The organism is Vibrio sp. A1-1 (genome assembly GCF_021728175.1).
Lineage (GTDB): Bacteria > Pseudomonadota > Gammaproteobacteria > Enterobacterales > Vibrionaceae > Vibrio > Vibrio diabolicus.
This window is the reverse complement of the sequence record NZ_JAKKCL010000003.1, coordinates 158,431-185,155: the sequence shown is the minus strand read 5'-3', so window position 1 is coordinate 185,155 and position 26,725 is coordinate 158,431. Positions and strand designations below refer to the sequence as shown.

Below are 26,725 nucleotides of genomic sequence, written 5' to 3'. Positions count from 1 at the left end.
GTTGTATGTTATTGTTATTTTGTATTTGTGGTTGGTGCAGGCGACAATAATGCTTCCAACTCTTCTGGTGTCAGTATATCACTGATGTTTAGCATATTGCTCTCATCATCTAACGCCATCTTTGTACGACTAAGCAAGTACCTCTTTTGAGTTGGCGTTAAGTCTTTGAGAGACTCAATCAGCTCCTTGAAATTGCTATTGTTCATTGCCATATTTCCCCCAGTTAAGCCTTAATTTGTTTTATTGCATATTCTTCAAGTAAGCAAAGATTTGTTGATTAATGGCAGCTAGCTCTTTAGTAACTATAGCTATATCTGAGCTATCTGGCTCGTTATCGTTTCTTGTTTCTGCTTCTATTTTGGTGAAAACAATGACAGCGGTTTCTTCACCAAAGCTCTCTAGAATGCCCTTTAGACTGTGAGCCAATAAGTAGAGTTCCGGCCAACATTTGTTTGCGTACAACTCATTGATACGCTGTATGTCATTGGCGTGGTCTTCTAAGTATGTGGAAAAAACGGTGACGATAAGATCTACGTCGTTCTCCATGTATTTATTGAGAACATCAAAATTAATCATGTTTACCTCTGACTAACCGCGAGGTAGAAAAATGTATCGGATAGGAAGGTTGAAGTGGGGGGAGTTGAGCGCTGAACAGTGTGCTTATCACTTGAGCTAGACTCATAAAAACAAAGTTATTGTTCGGTACACTTTGCCTTATATACAAGTGTCTATGATCTAATCTTTTGTGCAAAGCATTTTGCACTGGTGTCGTGGCAACACAAGTTACGTGATAGTGGGTTCCAAATAAAATGCTGGGTTGGGAACAGTCTTGTCTACCTAGTTTAAAGCAATCATCAAACAAGTAAGCCAAGCGCTCGCCAACTTTGACTATTCCTTCAGTCAAGGTCAACTCTCCTAATCGAGTACAAATACAAGCTAGCAACCTAGTTGCATAATGGCAAGTAGCTTGACGCAAAAAAGGGGCCTTGCGCCCCTTTTGTACAATTAGCTTTGCTTGGAGTCCTGTTCTACCTGCCTCATTAACTCGTTCGCTTTCTTCATTGCGCGCCTTGCGCTTGTGGTCCTTCTCTTATTGAGCAGTATGTCGGAGAAGCGCAGGTATTTATCTGCAGTTTTGAATCTCAAATCGTTAATATCTTGAAAACCGATAGGAAAGTTCTTCGAAAACTGATCAACATCTTTCACTAAGTTATCGAGGTGAGTTGTTGTTCTTGCCTTTTCTAGGCGGTAATAGAAGTTTTCAAATTCCTCTTGGAACAAAATTCGAGCAGCCTCGTCCGGAAATGGTAGAGGATCGTTAGAGTCTAGCGCGGTCTCATACAGTTTCATCTCGAGGACTGCATCTTTCATCGCGTTGCTTATTTTTAAGTTGTTTTGATGCTCTTCAACGTTTGAGAAGAAAGTATTCCCAACCTTAATTAGCGCAACAAGTGCTGCAGCATCTTTATTTTTGAGTGCTTCAGTTAGGTGTTTACCAAAAACATCGCTAGATAATGAGCTTGGTGTAAATGGGTAATCCTGATGAATTTGATTTAACTCATCTTTCAGTTCATAGATGGACTTACTGTCTTCTTCTTTACTGTATCGAGACTTTTCCAGTTGGCTATTGATTTGTCTGGCTATCGAAAGCAATGTGGAGTGCTTGCTTGATTGAATATCTAACGCCAGAACTTCAATTTTATGTGAGTCAGGGTAGTAGGCTTTTGCTTTGTTTAGTACAGACTCGATTTCATCATAATTTGGATAGTTGTTAGCATCAGAATTCAGAACCTGATCAATCTCAGATTCAAACTCACTTAGAAGGTAGCTCTTGTGCTGTCGTAGTATGCCAGCTTTAATCACCGGGTGTAAGTTTTTCTCACTATTAATCAGTGACAAGCTTTTTTCTGGCGGTGTATCAAGCAACCATTCCTGCCCATTAATCTGATCATTTTGCTTGTTAATCGCTATTTCTAAATCAGAGATGGTTTCTTGTTGTTGTTGATAGCCAAATACGATTCCGGTAACCAATAGTACGCTTGCAGCTACACCGCTAACGATAGGCCAATATCGCATGTTCAACTTTTGTTTTAACTGATCTGGGGTAAGGTCTTTGGGGATGATGCCAGTTGAAAACACGCGTGCAAAGATAGGCCACTTAGATGCTGGCATATTAGCAGGTTTCGAGACCTTCATTTTCTTTTTGAGAGCTTCATTAACAGGAGTTCTTGAATAAGGATGCTTGCAACTCAATAACTCGTAAGCAATACAAAATAGCGCAAACATATCGTCGCTTAAGTTTGGCTCTTTACCCGACAACAAGTTGAGCGATGCGTAGTTTGGAGTATAACCAAGAGTCTCCACATTTTCGGATTTACGTTTAGCTGCGTATTGATCTTGCTTTAATTGATGAGTTTTAGATACACCAAAGTCGAGTAATTTAACATTACCTTCAGACGTTAAAATGACGTTAGCGGGCTTTAAATCGGCATGCACGACACCAAGTGAATGGGCGTAAGACAGGGCGTCAAGTACCTGATTTAGAATCGATAAAGTTGCATTAAACTTCAGCCCATGCGGCCTAGATCGTTGTATTAAATTCTCTAATGTTTCCCCATTAATATATTCCATCACTAAGAAATATATTTCGCCATCGACACCAAAATCAAAAACCCTAATAATATTAGGGTGACTTAATCTTTGTGTTTGCTGAGCTTCACGTATCAACATGCGTGCAGTCTCTGGTTGAGATGCAAACTCTTTTTGTAAAATTTTTAATGCTACGTAAGGGGCTTCTGAACCTGAAGATTCTAATATCTTATCTTTTGCCAAATAAACATCACAAAGTCCGCCATGGCCAAGAACCGACTCGATTTCATATCGATTTTTGACAGTTGTACCTATTAAATTCTCATTAATAACATCTTTGTCATTATTTGATGTGTTATTTTTATTGTTTATTTTCTTATTAACTAACGGAGTGTTTTCTTTTTGAGACAGTTTTGTATTTGTTTCATTTTTATTTTGAACGGAGCCTTCATTGCTAGCAACTTTATTTGATTGAATTGCATTGTCTCGTTTTTGAGTCTTTACAATTTTAGTTTTGTCTCCGCTATCTTTATTATTTATAGAATTGTTTTTATTGCTGTCTTCCATCACAAGAACTCCGTATAAATGATGGGGGAATATATACCTTTCTGCTCAATGAAAAGTCATTATGTTAGAATTTCGCGGCCAAACTAACATTCGTTTTTTTATTGATGAAAGTCTAAGTGTCAAAAATTTGAACTTGGTTGGATAATTAAAATTGTTGAACATTACGTGATTGCTTTGATAAAAAAATGATTCATTATTCCGTGCATGATTTTCAATGGCAGGTTTAAGGTTTTTATTAATCTTCCTGTTAATAAGAAAGTGGCTAATAATAAAATTAAAAATAATATTTAGCAGGTCTTTGGCGAGGTTTACATGAAGTTGGTTTTAACCATAACAAGTTTTCACAAATTTACTCCAGAGATTGAGAGTGAGTTTGTGTTTGAATCAAGTGATGAGCATGCCAAAGTTACATTTGGTCGCTCTGAGCAATGTGATTGGACACTGCCAGACCCTGAAAGAGTAGTATCTGGAACTCACGGAGAGCTCATCAAGTTTGGTGATAAATACTTGATAAAAGACTTATCAACTAATGGCACGTTTGTTAATAACGCTGTGACACCTGTGGGCCAAGGAAATGAGATTGCACTAAGCGACGGCGATACGGTTAGTTTAGGGGATTACCAAATTTCAGTAAGTATTCAAACGAGCACTGAGGCATTCAATAATCAGGAAAGTAACTTTCGTTCCAGTTCAGAACCTGAAGCATTCTCGAGTTCATCTGAAGCAGAGTTTGTAGACCTCGGCCTTAGTGCCAGTGAGCTTTTGAATGAGAGTGTTCCTTCTGACTTTCAATTAGATATTGGCTTAGTCGATGATTTTATTGATATCCCCAAACCAGAAAAACAGAGTGTAGATCCTACACCTGTACCGGAACCCCCACGACAGCTAGAACGTCAACCAACTCCCAAATTTGATAGTAAAGGGAGCGAGCTTACGGCGTTCATTAAAGGAGCTGGTATTGATCCAACGATGATTCCCAGCGACAACAGAGAACAATGGTTTGAACAGCTGGGGGAATCATTTTCTTTGATGTTAGTTGGTTTAATGGAAACGCTGCACAATCGCGCGGTATTTAAACAAACAAATCGACTTAGTCATACTGCGTTTCGGAAGTCAGAAAATAATCCTCTGAAGTTCTCTGCGAATTTAGAAGATGCAATTCATAACTTATATAACCGTCAAACTGCAAGTTTCCTAAAGCCAAGTGCAGCCATTAAAGAAGCGTTTAGTGATATAGAAAGTCATGAACAAGCGTTAATGAAAGGTGTTGAGGGTACGGTTTCAAGTGTTATGTCGCTTGTTGAACCTACGTCGATATACTCAGAAGCTTTAGCTAAAGACACGGTTATTAATAAGGTTATTCCAGCAAGGAAATATGCTCAAAGTTGGAAGCGGTTTGAGGATATTCATGAAAAGCTATCCGATGACATTATCAATAAAGAATCTCCATTTTATTTAGAAGATTTCGCTAAACACTATGAGTTAGCATTAAAAAATAAAAGCTAGGAAATAGGGTGATGAAAAGAGTTTATCAGTACATTTTGTTATTAATTTCAATGGTTTTATTTGGATGCTCAGCAGCCAATTTAGTTGTTGATCCATATTCAGATTTAGAAATAACAGCAAATCACAATATTAACCCTGACTCCAATGGTAGGCCATCCCCTGTAGTCGTGTATGTTTTTGAATTAACATCAAATACCCTTTTTGAAAGTCAGGATTTTTTTTCAATTTATGAAGAAAGTGAAAAAGTCTTAGGCCCTGATTTAGTGAATAAATATGAAATATCATTAACTCCAGGTCAGAAAGAAACATATCAGGCAAGTATGTCTCCAAAGACTGAATACTTAGGCATTGTCGCAGCGTTTCGAGATATTGAAAATTCAAATTGGCGACAAGTCATTGAAGTGGATAAGACCGGTTACAACACCTATCAAATTCTGTTAGAAGATCTGTCTTTGGTCGTAAAATAACGTTTAGTTGGCTAATTATAAATGACGCAATACTCCAAGACGGCTTGGTGCGAAGGGATGTTTTTACGTCCCCAGCACTTTCAACAACATGAACGCGCAACCTCTCAAGAATTCAAAGGCTTACATCAGTTTGGTGGGGCTTATAATTGGGGGGTTTGGAAATGTCGAGTAAAAGAACATGCATTAAAAGATGGTCTGATTGAATTAGATCACTTTGAGGCAGTTTTGCCAGATATGACTCTGGTTAATACCTTAACAGCCAGCGATTCGGTTGTGCCTTTATTTATTGATAAAGACGTAGAAAATACGTTAGTAAAAATCACTCTTCCCCTTTCAAATGTCAAAGGTAAAAATGTTTCTGATGTAAGTGAGGCGATCGTTTCTCGTTATGTACTTAAAGACGTTGACGTTATAGATAATCTCACTGGGCAGGATGAAGAAACGATTCAAGTCGCAGCCTTAAACCTAGAACTGAAAGCCAGCAATGACAAATTAGCGGGTTATGTTGAGTTACCGATTTTGAAAATAAAAGAGGTAACGGCAGAAGGCGAAGTAATACTAGACGATTCGTATGTTCCACCGCTTATCAATTTACTTAGCGACAAAGTTATGTCGGCTTACTTGCGTAACGTTATTGCGATGACAAAGATGCGTGCCGACGTTATTGCGCAGCGATTGATTAAGGGCAAAGCCGCATCTGCATCTGCTGTTGATTTCATCATGCTACAAATGTTGAACAGGTATGAGGCGATGTTAAAGCACTTTAGTGACCTAGACAGGCTACATCCATTGGAATTAGCTACGACCCTGAAAGGTTATATTGGTGAATTAGCTACGTTTTCTGACAAAACCAAGAGGATGCCAAGCTTACTTACATACGATCACTTAGATGTATCAAGTGTTTATAGCGAATTGAATCAAGTTCTGAGTCAATATCTGAGCGTTGTCCTTGATCAAACAGCAAGCAAACTTCCTTTGGAGCCACGACAATATGGAATTCAAGTGACGCCACTTCCAGATAAGCGTTTACTTGAATCATGCCAGTTTGTGCTTGCGGTCAAAGCTGATACGACAACAGATGAAATCAGACGTTTAGTCCCGGCGCAGCTCAAGTTTGGACCAGCGGAGCAGATTCGTGATCTGATCAACAATCAGATTAATGGCATAAACGTAGCGCCATTGAGTGTAGTACCGAGGCAGATCCCTTACCAAACGGGTTATGTCTACTTCGAAGTAGTCAAGAAAGGCCCGTTTTGGATGAGGCTGAAAGACAGTGGTGGTATTGCGCTGCATTTATCGGGGCATTTTCCGAATGCTGACCTTGAGCTGTGGAGTATTAGTCAATAGGTGTGCTCAGTATGGAACAAACGATCGTAAAACCAACACCGGGTGGAAGAGCGCCCGCACCGAAACCACCATCAGAAAAGTCAGCGGATAATACGGTAGTTATCTCAAAAAGTCCTGAATTGGTGAATAACGATTCAGTGGTTGCTTATGGGAACAACCCTTTATTGGCAGAAGCGAATGGTCTTTTATCCATTATTGGTCAAATTCGAGCGACAGCGACTCATTCTGACCCGTTGTTTCTAAAAGAGACGTTGGCACAAAAACTTAGAGATTATGAGAACCGACTACGCCACCACGACGTTGATTTGGACACTATTGATACGGCTCGTTACTGTTTGTGTTGCTCGTTAGATGAAGCGGTGCTCAATACTAATTGGGGGGGGCATTCATTTTGGAGCCATGACTCATTGCTTAGTTCTTTCTATGCCAGCAGCCAGGGTGGGGAGGCGTTTTTTAAGTACCTTGATAAGTGCATGGCGCAACCAGATACAAATTTAGATTTGCTTGAATTGATGTACGTGTGCCTATCGCTTGGGTTTCTCGGCCAATATCGTTTGGAAAAAAACGGACTGGAGTCTCACCGAAAACTGAGAAGGCAGATTATCGCTATTCTTAAGTCTTACGGAAGAGGGATACCTCAAGAGCTAAGCAATAGTATCGAACAACACATTTTGAATGGCTCTAAGGCTTCCGACAGAGCTCCTCTCTGGGTTGTGTGCTCCGTAACGGCTGCATTATTGGTTTGTATATTTATGTATTTTAGCTATGAGCTAAACAGGGCTTCCAACCGCACCTTTTCTCAATTAGTTAATTTGGTTCAACCGCAACAGCTTAACCAAGATACAACGTCAGAATCAAAATCAGCGCCAATTGCAGAAAGGATCTCTATGTATCTGGCAACTGAGATCGGGAAGGGGCTAATTAACGTCGAGCCGTTGCAAGACAGGGTAAGAATTTCGTTAAAGTCGCAAGATCTATTTGAATCAGGTAGTGCTGATGTTGTTGCGTATATCCAACCCGTAATTTCTAAACTCGCTAGAACGTTGGAGTCGACCCAAGGCAAGATCATTGTGACAGGTCATACCGATGATAGGCCAATTTTCACGAGTAAATATCCTTCGAACTGGCATCTATCACTAGCTCGAGCTACTGCTATGTCTGAACAACTTATCTCGAATAGCGCACTAGAAGGTCGAGTCATACCAGAAGGGCTGGGTGATGCAAGACCATTGGTTGAAAACAATAGTGACGAAAACCGAGCTATTAACCGTCGAATTGAAATCGACCTCCTTGTCGCGAATTAATAACAGGTAGATAGAGATGCGTATTAAAGAAATTGGCAGAATATTTACTCAAAGGTGGTTTCTCGGTCTTATCGGTGTCGCTGCTTGTTCAATTTTTATTTGGGTTGTTGGTCCACTTATCACGATAGCGGGATATGAGCCACTAAAGAGCGACTTCCAACGACTCGTCACGATTTTGGTGCTGGTGTTTGTGTGGGCTTTATTCAACGTGACTAAGCAGCACAAGCAAAAAGTTAAAGAAGACGAAAGTATTCAAACGTTACTTGAGGTTGATAGTCAGTCAGATAAAGAAGCGGCGAGTGAAATTGACTTAATGCGCGAGCGTATTGAGCAAGCTGTCAAAGTAGTAACGAAAACACATAAAGGAAAGCGAAGCTTATATGACTTGCCTTGGTATGTGTTGATCGGCCCTCCAGGGACAGGGAAAACAACAGTGCTAAAGCAGTCAGGGCTGGAGTTTCCGTTAGCGGATAGCCTTGGTTCTGACTCTATCGCTGGTGTCGGTGGAACTCGTCATTGTGATTGGTGGTTTGCAAATAAAGCCGTTCTGATTGATACGGCCGGTCGGTACACGACACAAGACAGTCAAGAAAAAGTCGACTCTAAAGCATGGCACGGCTTCTTAGGGTTGTTGAAAAAATATAGAACGCAAAGGCCAATTAATGGTGCAATTGTCACGATCAGTTTAGCCAGTGTGATGTCGCAGACAAGAACCGAGCGAAGCCTTCATGCTCGAGCTATCAAGTCGCGCCTTCAAGAACTGAAGAATCAGTTAGGGATGCAATTTCCTATTTACGTACTACTGACCAAAATGGATTTAGTTGCGGGTTTCAATGAGTTCTTCTCTGATCTAAGTAAGGAAGAGCGTGAGGAATTGTTCGGTTTCATGTTTCCGCGTGAAGTGGCTGATGAAAGAGGGGTTATTTCTTTATTCAATAAAGAATTTCATGGCATGTTAGAGCGCCTTGATGCTCGAATGCTGAGAATCCTTGAAACTGAAGATGATTTAGAGAAGCGAGCACTTATTTTTGAATTTCCTAAACAGCTAAGGGTATTGCAAGCTAACCTCGATGAATTTTTAGCGGAAATATTTGCACAAAATAGTTTTGAAGAGCCAGCCTTGATTCGTGGTGTGTTTATGTTGAGCTCGGTCCAAGAAGGCTTACCAGTCGATAAGTTAATGAATGAATCGACCAATGGACTTGGACTAAATCGCCTCGCTCTAACAAAGAGCCAAACAGGGTCTCATAGTTATTTCGTGAAGAACTTGTTTGATAAGGTTATTTTCAAGGAACAACTGTTAGGAACGGTTAATCGTCACTATCAAAAGCAGTCAGGGTGGATGCGCCGAGGTGTTTACATTGGCTGTGCTTCTCTACTGCTAGGTGCGTCTGCACTTTGGCTTATGAGCTACAAGTGGAATTCTCAGTTGATTGTCGATACCAATGAGCAAGCCGGCCATATTGAAGCAATGATTGGTGCTGAGAGCCTAGATTTTGAGGCGGATATTATCTCAGCCGTAGAGACATTAAATCGATTGATGACGCTTCCTCTAGGAAAGCAAAGCAACTACGGCGATGCTGATTCCGTAAAAAGGTTTGGTCTTTATCAAGGAGATAAAGTCTCACAGGCGGCAAACAATGCATATTCTGATGCGTTGACCCAATATTACGCTCCCTTGCTTCTTGATAGCTTGGTGACGGAAATGGAAAGTAATAAACAGCATCGAGAGTATTTGTATGAAACGTTGAAAACTTATTTGATGTTATTTAATCCAGACAAATACCAACAAGATGAAGTGTTGGCTTGGTTTAACTTCTATTTTGAACGTCAATATCCGGGTGAACTAAATATAGACTTAAGAAAAGGTCTGTTACAGCACACTCAAAATTTATTAGAGAATGATGGACAAGGCTTTTCTTATAATACTGCTGCCGTGACTAATGCTCGCGAGGTTTTGACACAAATGTCTCTACCAGAACGTGCTTACCAGCGAATGAAGATACAATTTTCGAAGAGTCATGTTCCTTCATTTCGTTTGACTGATGTCTTGGGGCCTAAAGGGCTTGAGCAGTTTGAACGAGCGAGTGGAAAGCCCTTATCACAAGGCATTTCGGGCTTTTATACATACAATGGTTTTCATAGCATTTTTCAGATTCAGATTAACCGTACAGTAAAAAGTCTAATGGAAGAGAACTGGGTTTATGGTGACGATCTTAAGGCTCATGAAATTGATCAAGATAGCGCTATTCAAGGAGTCCAATCTCGATACTATCAAGATTATGTGAATGAATGGAAAACTCTGATCGAAGATATTCAACTTAAGCAGGCTCCGAGCCTAGAGCTTGCAACAGAACAAGCTAGAGTTCTATCTGGAGTTGAAAGGCCAATCGAATCGTTGTTGAGGGCAATCCAAAAAGAAGTTGGTTTGTCGAAAGTATCATTGTCAGAAAATCAGAAGGCCGCTTCTGAAGTCGCTGGTAAGGTTGCCAAAGTTAAATTTTCGAATACGGCAGATAGACTAGACATGTACTTGCCTGAAGAAAATGGTTTCAATGTTGCACTGCCAGGTAAAGAAGTCGAATCTCATTTTTCGGAGATCTTACGTCTCGGCGAACAAGACTTTGATGATATTCAACAAGCTATGGTTAACTTGCGCTCGTACTTAAGCGATTTATCAAGCTCAGGTAATAATCAGAAAATTGCTTACAAAAGTATTTTAGATGGGACCGTTACACAAGATGTGGCTGCTTCCTTTGCTCGCGCTAAAGAACTTTTGCCTAGGCCATTTAATCAATGGCTAGGTGAACTTTCTCAAGAGTCAGTTAAGTTTGCGGAGAGCGGGTCGAAAGATCATCTAAATCAGCTTTGGGTAACGCAAGTGGTGCGCCCTTATCAGCGGACGATTGCGGGTAGATACCCATTCGAGCCAAATGCGAGCAGAGAAGTAAGGCTGAAGGACTTCAAACGTTTCTTTGGTTATGGAGGTACGCTTGACTCATTCTTCCAAGAGTATCTTGAACCGTTTGTCGATACGTCGAAAAGTCGTTGGCGATTAGAAAAGGAAATTGGAGTTCGTCCAGAAACGCTGATGGTCTTTCAAAGAGCGAAGCGTATCAGGCAGTCTTTCTTTGAATCTGATAATTCATTGCGCGTAGAGTTCGGTATGAAACCAGTGTATCTGGATCAGCACATTACTCGGTTTGTTCTAGAGTTAGGTAAGCAAGATTTGGTTTATAAGCATGGACCAGCACGAGCTAAATCCTTGAGCTGGCCTGCGGGTCAAGACCAGACTCGAATAGTGTTCACACCACCTGAATCTAAACGTGAGATTGCCCATACTTATGAAGGTGAGTGGGGCATATTCAAACTGCTAGATCAATCACTTAAAGCAAGACCAGAATCACGTAAAGACAACATAGTTATGATTGATTTAAAGGGAAATAAGGTGCAACTAGAGCTTATTCCGTCTAGTGCTATTAATCCGTTTTGGTCAAATGAAATGGAGAGGTTCAGATGTCCACGAACCTTGTAACATCAGCCTGGGGTTATATCGGTAAAATGCCTGCAAAAGGCGACTTTGTGAAAGATGGCTTATCACAAGACTTTTCAGAGCGCTGGCATGACTGGCTGCAGGCTGTTATTGCAGTCAGCAGAGAACAATTGGGTGAAAGTTGGAATGAGCACTTTTTAACCGCGCCTGTGTGGCACTTTGCTCTGGATGTTAGTTACTTAGAAGACTCGACATACATTGGTAGCATGATTCCTAGTGTAGATGCATGCGGTAGATACTTTTTCTTTACTATAGCTCGTGCCGTAAAAGGTGAAGCTGCGCAATATTGGGAGGACAAAGCTTGGACCGAGGACAGTGCATCTCTTGCCCTAGCAGTACTTGAGGACGACTTTGTACTTGATGTTTGGCATAAGAGCATGCAAGAAAAAAACGATTTAGTGGCGAATGTAAAAAGTGAAGTGCGGCCTCTTAAGTTTCTTTATCAAAGCCAAATATCTACGATTTTTCATGATCAAGGTAGAGCAGATCAAAGCGCACTTTTGAATTACCTCATTAAAGAAAAATTGAGTAAGCCATGCTTTTGGTGGACTGAAGGCTCTACTCTAGTTGAACCATGTATGTTTATGACCAGCGGTTTCCCTTCTATTGGTCAATTTTCTGCCATGCTTGATGGCGGTTGGAAAAAGTGGAATTGGTAGGATAGAAGAATGAATTGGAACTATTTTACCTTTGCTAAATCGCACGCAGGAAAAGTACGCCCTTATAACGAGGATGCTCTTTTAGATATGACAGAGCAGCATATTTGGGTTGTAGCCGATGGAATGGGTGGGCATAGTGCTGGCGACATAGCAAGCCAGATGCTAGTGGATAGAGTCGCGCGCCATATGCAGGATGTCCCAAATACCAATATCGATGATATCCGGAGTGTGGTTCAAGCCGCGAATTTAGAAATTTATCAATACGCACAAAATCACTTAGACGGTAAAACGATGGGAACAACTCTCGTTTTGTTGTTTATCCAGGACGGGTATTACCACTGTCTTTGGGTCGGTGATAGCCGAATTTACCAGCTTAGAAATGGTCATTTTTCTCAAAAAACACGCGATCATAGTCAAGTTATGGATTTAGTCGATCAAGGGTTATTGGCATTTGAAGATGCTGAGTCACATCCTCTCGCAAATGTTATTACCAGAGCTGTTGGGGTAGATGAGAGTATCACTATTGATCAAGTTTCAGGGCAGTTGGCTGATGGAGACCAATTTCTTCTGTGTAGTGATGGGCTTTCTAAAGAATTAACGAGTGATGAAATTCACCGGACATTGTATGCGGACTCAGTAAATCAAGCAGGATTAGCACTCATGCATTCGGCGTTAGTGAGAGGTGCAAGTGATAACGTTACTTGTGCGTTAGTCAAAGTTCGCCAAGCGCAGACGGAATTTGAAGCAGTAACGAGAGAAGACGCGACGATCCCCGTTTTTCTTAGAGGGAGGTCTTATGAATAGTGAGATGTTCGATTGGTATGAACAAGCGTTGGCTCCTATATCTCAAGAGAATCCCACAGGTGTTGATCCTAGAGAAGATGTATCGCCACAGTCCGCTTATTACCGGTTAAAAGATCAGCGTATGGCTGCGCGAAATGCAGAGCGCAATGCGCTTATAGAAGAAGAAAGTATTTATACCCACAGTAACTTATGGCGGGTATTTATAGAAGAAGTACCAGAGATACTTACGAATCAATCTAAAGATTTAGAGTTTGTTGCTTGGCTTATAGAGGCTCTAACTCGATTGTATGGTTTTCGCGGTATGGGCGTTGGGTACAAACTCGCTACTGAGTTCATCGAGAAATTTTGGGGTGATCTCTATCCAATGCCTGATGAGGATGGCATTGAAACAAGAATATCGGCGATTACTGGCCTCAATGGTATCGATAGCGAAGGAACACTTATTTTCCCTATTGCTTGTATCCCGCTTACTGACGTAGGCGTTGAGCAAGCGTATGCCTACTGGGAATATCAGCAAGCTATTGAGTTGGAGCGTTTAGATGAAGATAAGCGCCGAAATCGAGTCGATCTTGGCGCTACAGAGCTATCTGATATTACAACTACAGTTAAATCTACCTCTGATTCCTTTTATCGTGAGCTAATCGCTGATCTGGAGTTCGCCACAGAGTCATTTAATGAATTCAGTCAGCGATTAGATGAAGCGGTAGGTGATGTTACTCCTAGCTCTTATATATCAAAAAGGCTTGAATCAATACACTCGGCATTAAAGCATCTCCTTGGAGAGCGTTTTAATCAACCACAAGCTGTGTTTGAAGAACTGGAGGAGGTGGATGAATCTACTTCTTCGGAACAACAAGTGAGTTCACAAAGTTCTGATGCACTATTAGCGACAAACATGAAATCACGAGAGCAGGCGATTAGACAATTGCAGCAAGTGGCTGATTTCTTCAGAGAGAGTGAGCCTCACTCACCAGTTTCTTACTCCATCGAACAGATCATTCGTTGGTGTGGAATGCCTCTGCCGGAGTTACTGGCGGAACTTATCTCCGACGGAGATGCAAAGAAAAGCTACTTCCGTTTGGTTGGCATAGCAGAACAAAATGAAAATTAATAAAGGGAGAATGGTATGACGAGTATCCACTCGAAACTGTCACGAGTACGGAAGCCTCGTGTCCACATTACCTATGATGTTGAAACTGAAGGTACAACTCTTAAGAAAGAGCTACCTTTTGTTGTAGGTGTAATGGGTGACTTCGCTGGTCAAAACACTGAAGCGTTGAAGCCATTGAAAGACCGCCGTTTTATTCAGATCGATCGAGACAACTTCGATGATGTGCTCAAAAAGATGAACCCATCGGTTAAGTTCAAAGTTGCGAACAAGCTTGCGAACGACGATTCACAGTTTGAGGTGGATTTGAACTTTAAATCAATGCAAGACTTTGAGCCCGCTGCGATCGTAAATCAAGTTGATCCACTGCGCCAACTGATGGAAACGCGTAATAAACTGCGTGATTTGATGACAAAAGTTGACCGTTCTGAAGAGCTTGAAAACATCTTAGAGGATGTTTTGAACAACACAGACAATCTGGCAAAACTTGCGGGCGAGTTAGATCTTGGCAAGCAAGCGAAGTCAGACAGTACTGAAGGAGCGGAATAATGACGACTGAAGCTGAAAAGCAGTTAGATCCAACTGTTAATGAACAAACAACTTCATTTTTAGATCAAGCTATTGGTGCAACTAAGCAGACAGAAGCCTCTCGTGCTGAAGAGCTAATTAAAACGCTCACTGAAGAAGCAATGAAAGGGACGGTTACTTGGAACAAAAACCTAACGGTAACTTTTCGTGAAGCGATTAATTTACTTGATAAACAGATTTCTGATCAGTTGTCTGAAGTAATGCATCATCCTGAATTACAGAAACTTGAAGGTTCTTGGCGTGGTTTAAATTATCTAGTGATGAACTCAGAGACGAGCTCTACTCTGAAAATTCGCATGATGAGTATGACCAAGAAAGAGTTACATAAAGACTTGAGTAAAGCGGTTGAATTTGACCAAAGCCAGATCTTTAAGAAAGTTTACGAGTCTGAGTTTGGCAGTGCAGGTGGTGAACCTTATGGTGCATTAATTGGTGACTATGAGTTTACCAACCACCCAGAGGATATTGAGTCGCTGCGCCTAATGTCAAATGTAGCCGCTTCAGGCTTCTCCCCATTCTTGTCCGCGGCCTCACCAGCACTATTTGGTTTTGATGAGTGGACTGAACTGTCAAAACCACGCGATCTAGACAAGGTCTTTGAGTCGTTAGAATACGCTCAATGGCGTTCGTTCCGTGAGAGTGCTGATTCACGTTTTGTTAGCCTGACTATGCCGAAAGTTCTGGCTCGTTTGCCATACGGACAAGCCACTGCTCCAGTTGAGGAATTTGGATTTGAAGAGTTCGAAGTAGACCCAGTGTCAGGTATTGCTGTCAATGCTGAGCATAATGACTACTGTTGGATGAACTCTTCGTATGTTCTTGGTGTTAAGTTAACAGACGCCTTCTCAAAATATGGATTCTGTACAGCTATCCGTGGTGCAGAAGGTGGTGGTCGAGTGGATAATTTGCCAACACATTTCTTCATGAGTGATGATGGCGATCCTGATATGAAGTGTCCAACAGAGATTGGTATTACCGACCGACGTGAGGCAGAGCTGGGTAAACTTGGTTTCTTACCGCTTTGTCACTACAAAAACACCAACTATGCGGTTTTCTTTGGTGCGCAAACCTGTCAAAAACCGGCGAACCACGAATCTCCAGAAGCAACGGCTAATGCGGCGATTTCAGCACGTCTACCTTACATGATGGCGACATCTCGTTTTGCGCATTATTTGAAGGTAATGGCTCGAGATAAAATCGGTAGCTTTATGGAAGCAGAAGACGTTGAGTCTTGGTTGAACCGCTGGATTCTAGGCTATGTAAATGCTTCAGAGGGTGGTGGTCAAGAGATCCGAGCGAAATACCCTCTAGCAGATGCTCGTGTCCAGGTTAAGGAAATCCCTGGCGCACCAGGTTCTTACAATGCTGTAGCATGGCTTAAGCCTTGGCTGCAAATGGAAGAATTGACGACATCTTTGCGACTTGTTGCAAAGATCCCTCAGTCGGGTGGATAAGAAATGAATTGGCTGGTCGTAAGGCCAGCCATACCAAATCGTTATGTTCTAGATGGAAATAGCAGTGTCACTTAACTTTCGCGATCCCAGTAAGCTAAAGCATGAATTCAGCACAGGAGGCCATGCTGAGCTTGATAGCCCGTGGTTGACTCGATTCAATGAATCTTCTGATCTTGTAGAGGCAGCTCGAATTTGGCTAGAAGGTACGCGTTCAAGAGATTTGGACAGTTTTCGTCATAGTGTGATGAACACGATAAACCGAATTGATGAGCTATTAGAATCTCAATTAAACGAAATAATACATCATCCTGAGTTTCAACAACTCGAAAGAGGTTGGATCGGCGTGAGGTATTTATGCGAACAGGTCGACACTCGATCATCAGACTCCGTCAAAGTCAAGGTGTTGGCGGCAACATGGAATGAAGTCAGTAAAGATGCACTAAAAGCCATCGAGTTTGACCAATCAGCACTATTTAAGCTGCTCTATCAAAATGAATATGGCATGGCCGGGGGAGAACCCTTTGGCGTGGTAGTTGGCGATTATCAACTTCGTTGTGATGCGAGTAAAAATTATTTTGATAGAGATCTGTCTGTGCTCAGCAAGATCTCTCAGTCTGCAGCGGCAGCATTCAGCCCGTTCATTATGTCAGCATCGCCGGAGATGTTTGGTGTTGACAGTTTTTCACAGCTCTCTGCGATAAGAGATATTGCGGCCCAATTTGAACAGGCAGATTACGCAAAATGGCGCAGTCTGAGAGACAACGATGATACCAAATTTATTGGCCTGACTGCGCCGAATGTTTTATTCCGTCAGCCATATAAAAGTGATGGTTCGCGCAACGATCAGTTCGACTTTCAAGAGCATGTCTACGACTCTAATCGTGATTTGCTATGGGGGAGTAGCGCGTATTGTTTTGCGGCCGTATCAATTAGAGCGTTTCAGGAGCATGGGTGGTTTACGCACATGCGAGGCATTAAGCAAGGGGATTATAGTCAGGGTATTATCGTCGCTCCTACTAGGAACAAAATGCGCGTTAATGGCAAGAATGACCGTGAAAGATGCCCTTTAAACTTAAAGATCTCTGAGAGAAAAGAACAAGAGTTGTCTGAATGCGGTTTCATTTCTATTTCTCCTGTACCTGAAACCGATATGGTAGGGATGACCTCGAATGTATCTCTCTACAAGCCTAAGCAATATGCAGAAAAACACATTTCAACGAATGCAAAGCTCACGTCGATGTTGCAATACACGTTGTGTGTGTCGCGAGTCGCACATTATCTCAAGGTTATGGGGCGTGACAAGATTGGTGGATATCAAGATGCAGAAAGCCTAGAGCGAGACTTTCAACGATGGTTGCACCAGTACACTACCGCGTCGGATGAAGCATCTGATGAACTTAGGGCGAAGTACCCCTTAAATGAAGCGAAAATTACGGTTCGAGAGAAAAGAGAAACTCCAGGACACTATTACTCTGTTATCCATTTGCGACCGCACTTCCAGCTCGATCAAATGGTATCTAGCATTAAATTAATTACTGAATTATCACCAGAGCACTTGGTGTAAGGAAATAACAATGACCCAATGGAAAAATGCTTTGTCCCAAGGCCAATTGCAACAAGCTCTAGAGCTATTAATTGATGAAATTAAAGCGGCGCCTAAAGATGCAAGCTTGAGAAGCTCGTTCATTGAGCTGCTTTGCATTGATGGAGACTTCGAGCGTGCGGATGAGCAACTTATGCAATCGATCAAATTGTTTCCTGAGTATCTACCTGGTGCAAGTCAGTTGCGACATTTAGTGAAAGCGGCCCAGGCTAGAAAAGATTTTATCGACGGTGCGGCTAGTGCCAAGGTATTAGGTGACGAGGAATTCACTAAAAAGCTTGTTCGCTTTAACCTCGCTCTCAAAAATCAAGACTATGCAGAAGCGTCACACCTAGCGCATAGCATTGAAGAGCAGCGTACTATTAAAGGCTTTAACATAAACGGTACAAACTATGAAGATGCTAGGGATATTGATGATCGTTTAGGTGGTTACATTGAACTGTTTTCCACCGCGGGTAACTATTTTCTTGTTCCAATTTCTAGCATTCAAGCGCTAGAAATAAAAGCGCCCACCTCTTTATTAGAAAGTATTTGGCGACCTGTAGAGTTTGATATTGACGGACTTGGCGAAGGAGAAGGCCATATGCCATTGACCTATGTTGACTCAGAAACTGACGCACAAAAGCTAGGTCGAGAAACAGATTGGAAACAGCTTGGTGAGCAAGAATCCTTCGTGGGTTTAGGCCAAAAATGTTGGCTAGTTGGTGATTCAGCCCTCCCAATCTGTGACTTGACTACATTGTTAGAGTCGAAACAAATAGCGTAACAATAACATGTCTTTAACCGTTTCTCTGCTCGACAAATTGATGGATAGTGATCCTTCAACTAGAGATGAAAAAGACTTCCCTACGAGCCAACAACAGATGTTGAACAGCTTGCTTAGAGATCTGGAGTCTATGTTAAATAGTCGTATCGGATGGAAAAACATTCCTGATGACCTTTTAGAGGTTCGCTATTCAATATTGAATTATGGTCTGCCAGATTTTTCCTCGATGCCTTATAGCAGCCAAGAGGGGCAGAATCAGCTTTGTGACATTGTTCATGATGCAATTAAAGAGTTCGAGCCTAGGTTAAGGAATCCTTATGTCCAGATTTCGGACGAGAAAAACGCTATTGATAGGGTGTTGAGGTTACAAATTAGCGCCACTTGCTTAATCGATAACAGCATTCATGAAGTGCGATTCAATTCTGAAGTAGAGCCGGTAAATTTAGGTATGAAACTGAGTAGAGCGAAATGAGTGAAGAGTTTCTCAAATACTATAATCGCGAGTTAGCTTATTTACGTCACAAAGGACAAGAGTTTGGGGAGCAGTATCCTAAGATCGCTGCGAGACTCCGTATCAGTGAGGAGCAGGTTGACGATCCACATGTAGAAAGATTGCTAGAAGGCTGTGCATTTCTAACGGCAAGGATTAGACAAAGTTTAGACAATAGTTATCCTCAGTTCACTGAATCTTTGATGGGGCAGTTATATCCGGATTTTCACGCACCAATTCCATCAATGTCCGTCATTAAGATGAACTGCTCTAGCTCCACTTCCTCTTTTTTTGATGTAGAAGAAGGTGAGCGAGTCGTTATCGGTGCTCCTGGATACCACGAATGCGAGTTTAGAACCTGTTATCCGGTCAGAATGTACCCTGTTGATGTGACCTCTGGCGCTTTCAAAAACGCACCGCTTAAATCGGTGGGCTCCCAATGGGAAAGCCATGCTCATTCAGTTCTGAAAATCCAGCTCACCGCCCAAGATGAAGAGACATCTCTGAGTGAAATGGGATTAGAACGGTTGCGCTTTTATTTAAACGGGCAATCTCAGTTGACGTTTAAACTTTACCAAATGCTATTTCAAAATCTAATTGGTTTATCTGTCGTTGCGGGTGGCAAAGAAGTCCGTTCTTTAACGAAAAGGCATCTTATTGAAGTGGGATTTTCAGAAGATGAGAAGGTTGTTCCATACAGTAAGAGAAGCTTTTCGGGAGCAAGATTACTTGTTGAGTATCTGCACTTTCCTGAGAAGTTCATGTTCTTTGATATCACTGAACTCGGATTATCAGAACTAGCTCTTGGAGAGCAAGTTGAGCTGTATTTTTACTTTGATACCAATGATGATTGGCTTCCTAAGCAAGTGGATGAAGAGAGCTTGATGGTTGGTTGTGTGCCAGTCGTAAACTTATTTAAAAGTGTTATGGAGCCAAAGCGTATTCTACCAACCGAGTACGATTACCACTTATCACCGCAATACCAGGAAGCCGAGAGTAACGAGGTTGTCTCTATTTCTGACGTAACATTGAGAAACTGGAACAAAACGTATCACAACCTGCCATGTTATCACGCTGGTGAGCACACGCATTATATGAACGCCAGTGAAATTTATTGGTTGATGAGACGTGAGGATAAAAACTGGGCTGGTGGATACGATGAGCCGGGTAGGGAAACGTACATTTCTTTTGTTGATAAAAGGCATCAATTGTTCAGTCCAGAGAGCCGAGAAAACTGGTTAATGTACGTTGAAGCTGAGTGCTGCAATCGTAATTTAGCGCAGAAGCTTCCATTTGGAGGCGGTCTTCCAAAAGTCTCTTTGCCGGAAGTAAATGACAACTTCGAGTCAGTTCGTTGTTTAGTTTCTATATCAGAAACCCTCCGGCCAGAAATGGATGAAAGTACACGATGGCAGCTAACTAAGCTTCTAACTTTAAACCACTTTACCGAAGAAGATGGATTAACAACTTTGAAGCAAACTCTGAATCTCTATGCATTTTCTGGGACCGCAGAAACGAAAGCGGTAATTGATGCTTTAGCGAAGTTAGAGTTCGAGCCGACTACAGGCAGAGTAAGTCAGAAAGGTAAAGTTGGTTTTGCGCACGGTATAAAAATCATTTTGACGGTTTCTGATCAAATTTTACCTAAAGAGCAAATCTTCCTCCTAGGTAGTGTTTTATCCGTTTACTTTGCACAATATGCTGAAATTAACATTTTTACGCAGCTAGAAATAAGACTTAAGTCAACGGGAAAACCCTTCCACTTATGGCCTGCATTAACTGGCGATAAGGTGTTGCTATGATCGCGGAGCAATTTTATCGAGATCTAAAGCAACATCCGTTGTTTGAAGCAATTCACCTTATCGAACACGAGATCTTGCAAGCCGAGGCACAAATAGGGACAGATGCTCTACCTAAGCATGAAAAACTAAACCTAAAGGTCAACCCATCGTTAGGTTTTGAAAATGCGCAGCTTTGCGATCTGAAACATATTGATAGCCACAAGCTAGCACTAGAAACTAATCTGATAGGCCTAACGGGTGAGCAGGGGGTGCTTCCTCAGCACTACAGCGAGTTAGCTTTGCATCGTCAAAAAGAAGGCGATACGGCAATGGTGGACTTCTACGATATTTTTAACCATCGTTTACTGTCTCTTTACTATCGATGCTGGCAACTAAGTCAATTGACCGTTCAGTCTCGTGCTCATGCACAGGGATTACGTTCACCTTTAGAAGATTGTAAATCGGCATTAACTGGGCAGGGTAGTTCTTTGTCCCTGCACTATGGTGGTGTTTTTGCTTCACCGACGAGAAGTAAAGCTGGACTAAAAAGTGTTCTTGAATGTTTATCTGGATGCCAAGTAAAGATTCATGAGTTTCAAGGGCAGTGGCTACATCTTGCAAAAGAAGAGCAAACACGTCTTTCATCTCGAACTATGCCAGAAGGGCAGTTTGCTCAACTTGGTTCCGGAGCATCCTTAGGCTCGAAAGCTTGGAATATAAACGCAGGAACAACGATCGAGTTTCTGCCAAAGCACAAAGATCTGGTTAGTAAATTACTGCCTAACCATCCAAATGTAGAAATTATTAAACGTGCGGCTTATGAATTTATTGGTAAGCATAAGCAAGTGAAATGGCAGCTCACCACCAAACATAGTTTATTACCTCAAGTTTGTTTATCAAAAAAACATGGTCAGTTAGGTGTTGGTTCTGTACTTAAAAAACATAAACGCACAAAAGATCGAACCATAACAATTACTATTTAAAGGAAACATAATGGCTTCACTCTCACTTTCAGCGTTGGTCGAAAGATTGTCTCCTCAGGCTAAGGAAACACTTGAACAAGCAGCTGCGATGGCAAGCTCTCGAACCCATCACAGTATTGAAATGTCTCACTGGTTAATGACGATTATTCAACATCCTGCCGATATTTATTCAGAAGTTTTCGACGAATTTGATGTCGATAAAATCAAGGTTGAAACTGATCTTCAAAAGACACTTGAAAAATACAAAACGGGATGTCAATCGGTCCCAGGTCTTTCAGCTCACACAGTGACTGTGATGCAAAATGCTTTGCTATCGGCAACGATTGAGTTCAATCAGGAGCAGTTGGATTGCATTCATCTTTTATTTGCCTACTTGTCTGATGATACGTTAGTCAACATGGCTGGTTCGATTAGCCCTGAGTTAAACAAGATAGAACCATCTCGGTTATTGAACTTTAAAGAAAGTAATACGCGTCAATCAGGATCGAATGACCTAGGGAAATCAAACGCGAATTCTGCGCTGAATCAATTTACAACAGATCTTACTGAGCAGGCTAGGGAAGGTAAGATAGATCCGGTTATTGGTAGAGACAATGAAATCCGTTTAATGATCGACATCTTATTAAGACGTCGACAAAACAACCCGATTCTAACTGGTGAAGCTGGCGTTGGAAAAACAGCCGTTGTTGAAGGTTTGGCGCAAAAGATTATTGATGGCGATGTACCTCCTGCTCTACAAAATGTAGCGATTAAGTCTTTGGATCTGGCGTTATTGCAAGCTGGTGCTGGCATGAAAGGTGAGTTTGAAAACAGACTTAAAAACCTTGTGAAAGAAGTTAACGACGCACCACAACCCATTATTTTGTTTATCGATGAAGCACATGGTCTGATTGGTGGTGGGGGACAAGCAGGACAAGGTGATGCAGCGAATATTCTAAAGCCAGCGTTAGCGAGAGGTGAACTCAGAACGATCGCAGCAACAACTTGGGCAGAATATAAAAAGTATTTTGAAAAAGACGCGGCTCTTACCAGACGCTTTCAAGTAGTGAAGGTCGACGAGCCAGCGCCTGAGCTTGCGGTCGAGATGTTACGTGGTTTACTTGATGTAATGGCACAACACCATGACGTCCACATCACTAGCCAGGCTCTCAATGCTGCCGTTCAACTCTCAGCTCGATACATTAATGGCCGACAACTGCCAGATAAGGCTGTGTCTGTTTTAGACACAGCCTGCTCGCGAGTCGCGTTAAGTCAATCGTCTACACCGGGAGGTCTAGATGCGAAAAGGAATAAACTAAAAGCTAAGCAAGCTGAGTATGAGCACCTAAGCCAAGAAAGTCAGCTAGGTGCACCTCTTGATATGCAGTTGCAAGATGTCAGAAAAGAGATTGATGTTCTATCTAGTGAAATAGTTGAACTAGAGATGCTGTGGGAGAAAGAAAAAGAGTGGGTAAGTGAAGCTAAGTCACTTAGAGCTCAAATAATCAAGGAGGGTTCTGAGACTGCTAGGGACAAGTTACAAGAGCTCGAAAGTAGCCTCTCCGCTAACTCGCAGCCATTAGTATTTTCGCATGTCAATGAAGCGCTTGTTGCAGAAGTAATTTCAGATTGGACCGGGATACCACTGGGCAAACTTCAGGATGATGAAATCCAAGCTGTACTGAGTTTGAAAGAGAGTTTGTGTAAACGAGTTGTCGGACAGGATCACGCTTTGGAAGTCATGTCTGAAGTGATAAAAACTGCCAGTGCACAGCTCACGGATGAGACACGACCAAATGGTGTATTTCTTCTCACGGGACCAAGTGGAGTGGGTAAAACTGAATCTGCTTTAGCTATTGCAGAGAAAGTGTACGGCAGTGAAGAGAATGTCACAACTATCAATATGTCCGAGTTTAAAGAAGAGCACAAAGTTTCCTTATTATTAGGCTCGCCTCCAGGTTATGTTGGGTATGGCGAAGGTGGTGTACTTACTGAAGCCGTCAGACGCAAACCTTATAGTGTGATTCTCTTGGATGAAATGGAAAAAGCACACCCTGGAGTTCAAGATATTTTTTATCAGGTATTCGATAAAGGCTCAATTAAAGATGGTGAAGGTCGCGATATAGATTTTAAAAACACTATTATTATTATGACCGCGAATACAGGGACCGAAACGACGATGTCTTTGTATTCTGATCCTGATTTATCTCCAGAACCTTCAGCACTAAAAGATGCTTTGCGTGACGATTTGTTGGTTGACTTTAAACCTGCATTTTTAGGACGTGTTAATGTATTACCTTATTTGCCTCTATCAAGAGAAGTATTGATAGAAATAACAAAATTAAAATTAGCCAAAGTTACGAATCGCATTCGTAAAAATTACGGCGCTGACCTATTTTTTGATGAAGAACTAATTAATGATATTGTAGACAATAGTAATGAGTCGGGGAGCGGTGCACGTGTGGTACAGACAACCATAGAAAACACATTACTTCCTAAGATTTCTCATGAAATATTGCATGCAATTCTTAATGATAAGACGTTTGATGAAATTATTGTTAAAGGTACAACTAGTGGACTTGATGTCTCAATAGTTTAACATCCTTTACACTCTCAATAATAATTGGGAGTTGGTTCATATTAACTATTATTTTTTATAAAAAACGCTTAAATTAAGTCTTATTTAAAGATATAACAGGGCGTATTTAAAATGAAGTTTTTGATACATTAATCACTAATTATCATCAAACGTCAGATAATTAAATTACTACGATATATGTCAATTAATAATGCTATAGGAGATTAGCATGCAGTCTAATACGTATCTTAAATACGCAGATATTAAGGGTGAGGCAACTGCCGAGCAATATAAGGATTTGATTACACTACTATCTGTAGATTGGAGTGTAGGTCGTGAGATCTCATCATACACTGGTACAGCGATGGACCGTGAAGCGAGCGCTACTCGTCTATATGATTTGACTATCACTAAACTTCAAGACCGTTCTTCTCCTGACTTATTTAAAGAAGCGACAATTGGTAAAGGTAAACCTGCGGTTTTCCATATTACTAAGCAAGGTGAGAAAGTTGAAGAAATCATGAAGATCGAACTGACTGATGCGATGATTTCTAACTACTCAGTTTCTATCCAGGATGATCGTCCAGTTGAAACCATCACTATTTCTTACACTGAAATGATGATGACAGTGACTCCTACTGACGATAAAAACAACACTTCTGCGCCATTGGTATACGGCTACAGCGGTGTTAAAGGTCAACAAATGTAATTTTTATGCGGGGGAATATTCCCCCGCATTTTTTGAAAGAAGTATTTAATGAAAAGAGCAACTCAAGATAACAATTTCATCCGAATTTCCTCTCCATTCGGAAAAGATGCCATCATACTAAACTCATTTGAGTATAGAGAAGAGATCTCAGAACTTTTTTCATTGCGTGCTAAAGCTTACTTTAATGATCAACGAAGTGAGTTAAACGAAATAATTGGTAAAGAAGTAACAATTACCCTTGAAAATAGTGAGGATGTTTCTTCAAAACCTCGTTATATACATGGTTATGTATCTGCTGCAAGATTAGAAGGGCAACGAGTTTCTAATACTCATAATGGTGAGAATTATAAAAATATAGAGTTATTAATAGAGCCTAAATTACGTTTCGCCGATTATAGAAAAAATTGCAGAATATTTCAGCATAAAGATATAAAAGAAATTATCTCCGAAGTACTCTCGGAGCATAGTGTCGCCTTTAGTTTTGAGTTAACTAAGTCGTACCCTAAATACACATACAAAGTGCAATATGAAGAGTCAGACCTTGAATTTGTCCGACGCTTATTGTCAGAAGAAGGGCTATCGTTCTGTTTCACACACACTAAGTCTGTCCACACGCTTAAGATTTTTGATGACATCAGTTTCTATAAGCCGGGTACAGAGTTTTTAGTCGATTTTGATACAGGTACGGCTAAGTCTAGCCATATTTCTTCTTGGCATGAAACCCAAGTTTTGACGACTAAAGCAAGCCAAAAGTCTGGCTATAACATGCTTAAGCCTTCGTCTAATCCTAAAAATACTGCCAAGGGTGAAAGTGATTTTTTTACCGTGCCTGAAAGCGAGTATTTTGAATACATGGGTGAAACGGAAAGTGATGATCAATACGCACTTAGAAACACGCACGCTATAGAAGCACTACAGCAAAACGCATATCTGTGTCGTGGCGAGGCAACGTGTCGAACGTTCAGTGTGGGAAAGTGCTTTAAGTTTAAAAAGCATGAAGATAAGTCTCGAGTCGGCAAAGAATACGTACTGTCCGCCGTTTTTTTATCTGCGGCTGTTTATAATCAGACTGGTCAAGGTGGCACTGCTGCGCAAGGTGTTAAAGTATCATTTAGTTGTGTTGACTCAAAAACAATCCTTCGCCCTTCTGTGAACTATCCGAAACCTCAGATGAAAGGTTTGCAAACCGCAGTGGTAACGGGAAACAAAGATGGCGAAATTTACATAGACAAACACGGTCGTATTAAAGTTCAGTTTCACTGGGATCGTGCTGGCAAATACGATGTAAACAGTTCATGTTGGATTCGTGTTGCGCAAAATATCGCGGGTAACGGATGGGGCTCGGTGTTTCATCCTAGAGTAGGACAAGAGGTCATCGTCGAGTTTGTCAATGGCGATCCTGACCAGCCAATTGTTACGGGGTCACTGTACAATGGTAGTCAACTCCCTCCCTACACGTTACCAGAGCAAAGCTCTCAAAGTGGTTATAAATCGCGTTCTGTACAAAAAGGCACATCTAATTTTAATGAGTTGCGCTTTGATGACAAACCCGGTGAAGAACACATCTATCTTCATGCCGAAAAACTTTTCCAAATGCTAGTTGAAGACTGTGTTGATATTGCCGTTGAAAACAGTAAAACCGAAAAAGTGACGAATGATGTCAATCAAGAGGTTGGCAAGAATGCGACCTTGAAAGTAGGTAAAAACTTTTCTAATGAAACGGGTGAAGTGTTGTCTTTTAATGCAGGAAAGAGTATCGAGATCAAAGTCGGTGGCGCTTCGATTCAGATGTCTAGTTCCGGAGAAATCAACATCAAAGGCAATAAAATATCTATTAACGGCTCTGCTATCGCTCTTAAAGCTGGGCAAATTTCATTGAACTAAGGTGAT

The 26,725-nt window shown here is 41.4% G+C and carries 21 protein-coding genes; 18 read left to right on the top strand and 3 right to left on the bottom strand.

Features of this window, described 5'->3' with window-relative positions:
- Positions 1 to 14: 14 nt before the first annotated feature.
- The 3 genes from L3V30_RS07790 to L3V30_RS07780 form a co-directional block, all read right to left on the bottom strand.
- Entirely contained in the window at positions 15 to 206 is a 192-nt protein-coding gene (locus L3V30_RS07790; RefSeq protein WP_012842175.1) for a hypothetical protein, read from the bottom strand.
- 34 nt (positions 207 to 240) lie between these two features.
- Complete coding sequence (locus tag L3V30_RS07785) at positions 241 to 576, bottom strand: Hpt domain-containing protein (protein ID WP_005395669.1); 336 nt, start codon at positions 574 to 576, stop codon at positions 241 to 243.
- A gap of 429 nt (positions 577 to 1,005) precedes the next feature.
- Entirely contained in the window at positions 1,006 to 3,156 is a 2,151-nt protein-coding gene (locus tag L3V30_RS07780; protein WP_237308637.1) for a serine/threonine-protein kinase, read from the bottom strand.
- 312 nt (positions 3,157 to 3,468) lie between these two features.
- Here L3V30_RS07780 and tagH point away from each other — a divergent pair, with 312 nt between their 5' ends.
- The 18 genes from tagH to tssI all read left to right on the top strand — a co-directional run bounded on the left by tagH (position 3,469) and on the right by tssI (position 26,719).
- The gene (tagH, locus tag L3V30_RS07775) at positions 3,469 to 4,662 is read left to right on the top strand and encodes a type VI secretion system-associated FHA domain protein TagH (protein ID WP_237308636.1); all 1,194 of its coding nucleotides are present in this window, start codon (positions 3,469 to 3,471) and stop codon (positions 4,660 to 4,662) included.
- Positions 4,663 to 4,673: 11 nt separating this feature from the next.
- Positions 4,674 to 5,129: a type VI secretion system lipoprotein TssJ gene (gene tssJ, locus L3V30_RS07770; RefSeq protein WP_005395676.1), complete on the top strand. Its 456-nt coding sequence runs from the start codon at positions 4,674 to 4,676 to the stop codon at positions 5,127 to 5,129.
- 21 nt (positions 5,130 to 5,150) lie between these two features.
- Positions 5,151 to 6,476 carry a type VI secretion system baseplate subunit TssK gene (gene tssK / locus L3V30_RS07765; protein WP_081441242.1) on the top strand — a complete coding sequence of 442 codons (1,326 nt, stop codon included), beginning with the start codon at positions 5,151 to 5,153 and terminating at the stop codon, positions 6,474 to 6,476.
- A gap of 11 nt (positions 6,477 to 6,487) precedes the next feature.
- The gene (tssL, locus tag L3V30_RS07760) at positions 6,488 to 7,780 is read left to right on the top strand and encodes a type VI secretion system protein TssL, long form (protein WP_237308635.1); all 1,293 of its coding nucleotides are present in this window, start codon (positions 6,488 to 6,490) and stop codon (positions 7,778 to 7,780) included.
- A 16-nt stretch (positions 7,781 to 7,796) separates the two neighbouring features.
- Positions 7,797 to 11,315, top strand: coding sequence for a type VI secretion system membrane subunit TssM (tssM, locus tag L3V30_RS07755; protein WP_237308634.1), 3,519 nt, complete (start codon positions 7,797 to 7,799; stop codon positions 11,313 to 11,315).
- Complete coding sequence (tagF, locus tag L3V30_RS07750; protein WP_237308633.1) at positions 11,297 to 11,992, top strand: type VI secretion system-associated protein TagF; 696 nt, start codon at positions 11,297 to 11,299, stop codon at positions 11,990 to 11,992. Before tssM ends, tagF begins: the two co-directional genes overlap by 19 nt.
- A gap of 9 nt (positions 11,993 to 12,001) precedes the next feature.
- The gene (locus tag L3V30_RS07745; RefSeq protein WP_237308632.1) at positions 12,002 to 12,796 is read left to right on the top strand and encodes a protein phosphatase 2C domain-containing protein; all 795 of its coding nucleotides are present in this window, start codon (positions 12,002 to 12,004) and stop codon (positions 12,794 to 12,796) included.
- A complete protein-coding gene (gene tssA, locus L3V30_RS07740; RefSeq protein ID WP_237308631.1) occupies positions 12,789 to 13,907 on the top strand; it encodes a type VI secretion system protein TssA in 1,119 nt (372 codons plus the stop codon). Before L3V30_RS07745 ends, tssA begins: the two co-directional genes overlap by 8 nt.
- A 15-nt stretch (positions 13,908 to 13,922) precedes the next feature.
- Positions 13,923 to 14,453, top strand: a complete 531-nt coding sequence (gene tssB, locus L3V30_RS07735) for a type VI secretion system contractile sheath small subunit (RefSeq protein WP_053808353.1) — start codon at positions 13,923 to 13,925, stop codon at positions 14,451 to 14,453.
- Positions 14,453 to 15,946: a type VI secretion system contractile sheath large subunit gene (gene tssC, locus L3V30_RS07730; RefSeq protein ID WP_005396386.1), complete on the top strand. Its 1,494-nt coding sequence runs from the start codon at positions 14,453 to 14,455 to the stop codon at positions 15,944 to 15,946. Before tssB ends, tssC (L3V30_RS07730) begins: the two co-directional genes overlap by 1 nt.
- A gap of 52 nt (positions 15,947 to 15,998) precedes the next feature.
- On the top strand, positions 15,999 to 17,510 hold the full coding sequence (gene tssC / locus L3V30_RS07725; RefSeq protein WP_048625110.1) for a type VI secretion system contractile sheath large subunit: 1,512 nt from the start codon (positions 15,999 to 16,001) through the stop codon (positions 17,508 to 17,510).
- 10 nt (positions 17,511 to 17,520) lie between these two features.
- Positions 17,521 to 18,315 (top strand): type VI secretion system accessory protein TagJ, encoded by a 795-nt coding sequence (locus tag L3V30_RS07720; protein WP_047009239.1) that lies wholly within the window; start codon positions 17,521 to 17,523, stop codon positions 18,313 to 18,315.
- Between the two features lie 7 nt (positions 18,316 to 18,322).
- Positions 18,323 to 18,787 carry a type VI secretion system baseplate subunit TssE gene (gene tssE / locus L3V30_RS07715; RefSeq protein ID WP_012842186.1) on the top strand — a complete coding sequence of 155 codons (465 nt, stop codon included), beginning with the start codon at positions 18,323 to 18,325 and terminating at the stop codon, positions 18,785 to 18,787.
- Positions 18,784 to 20,607: a type VI secretion system baseplate subunit TssF gene (tssF, locus tag L3V30_RS07710; protein WP_047009238.1), complete on the top strand. Its 1,824-nt coding sequence runs from the start codon at positions 18,784 to 18,786 to the stop codon at positions 20,605 to 20,607. The genes tssE and tssF overlap by 4 nt, the downstream gene beginning before the upstream one ends.
- Positions 20,604 to 21,569, top strand: coding sequence for a type VI secretion system baseplate subunit TssG (gene tssG / locus L3V30_RS07705; protein ID WP_046875360.1), 966 nt, complete (start codon positions 20,604 to 20,606; stop codon positions 21,567 to 21,569). Before tssF ends, tssG begins: the two co-directional genes overlap by 4 nt.
- A gap of 10 nt (positions 21,570 to 21,579) precedes the next feature.
- Positions 21,580 to 24,147, top strand: coding sequence for a type VI secretion system ATPase TssH (gene tssH, locus L3V30_RS07700; protein ID WP_237308630.1), 2,568 nt, complete (start codon positions 21,580 to 21,582; stop codon positions 24,145 to 24,147).
- 208 nt (positions 24,148 to 24,355) lie between these two features.
- Positions 24,356 to 24,835, top strand: a complete 480-nt coding sequence (locus L3V30_RS07695) for a type VI secretion system tube protein Hcp (protein WP_005375967.1) — start codon at positions 24,356 to 24,358, stop codon at positions 24,833 to 24,835.
- A 48-nt stretch (positions 24,836 to 24,883) separates the two neighbouring features.
- Positions 24,884 to 26,719 (top strand): type VI secretion system tip protein TssI/VgrG, encoded by a 1,836-nt coding sequence (gene tssI, locus L3V30_RS07690; protein ID WP_237308629.1) that lies wholly within the window; start codon positions 24,884 to 24,886, stop codon positions 26,717 to 26,719.
- Positions 26,720 to 26,725 lie beyond the last annotated feature (6 nt).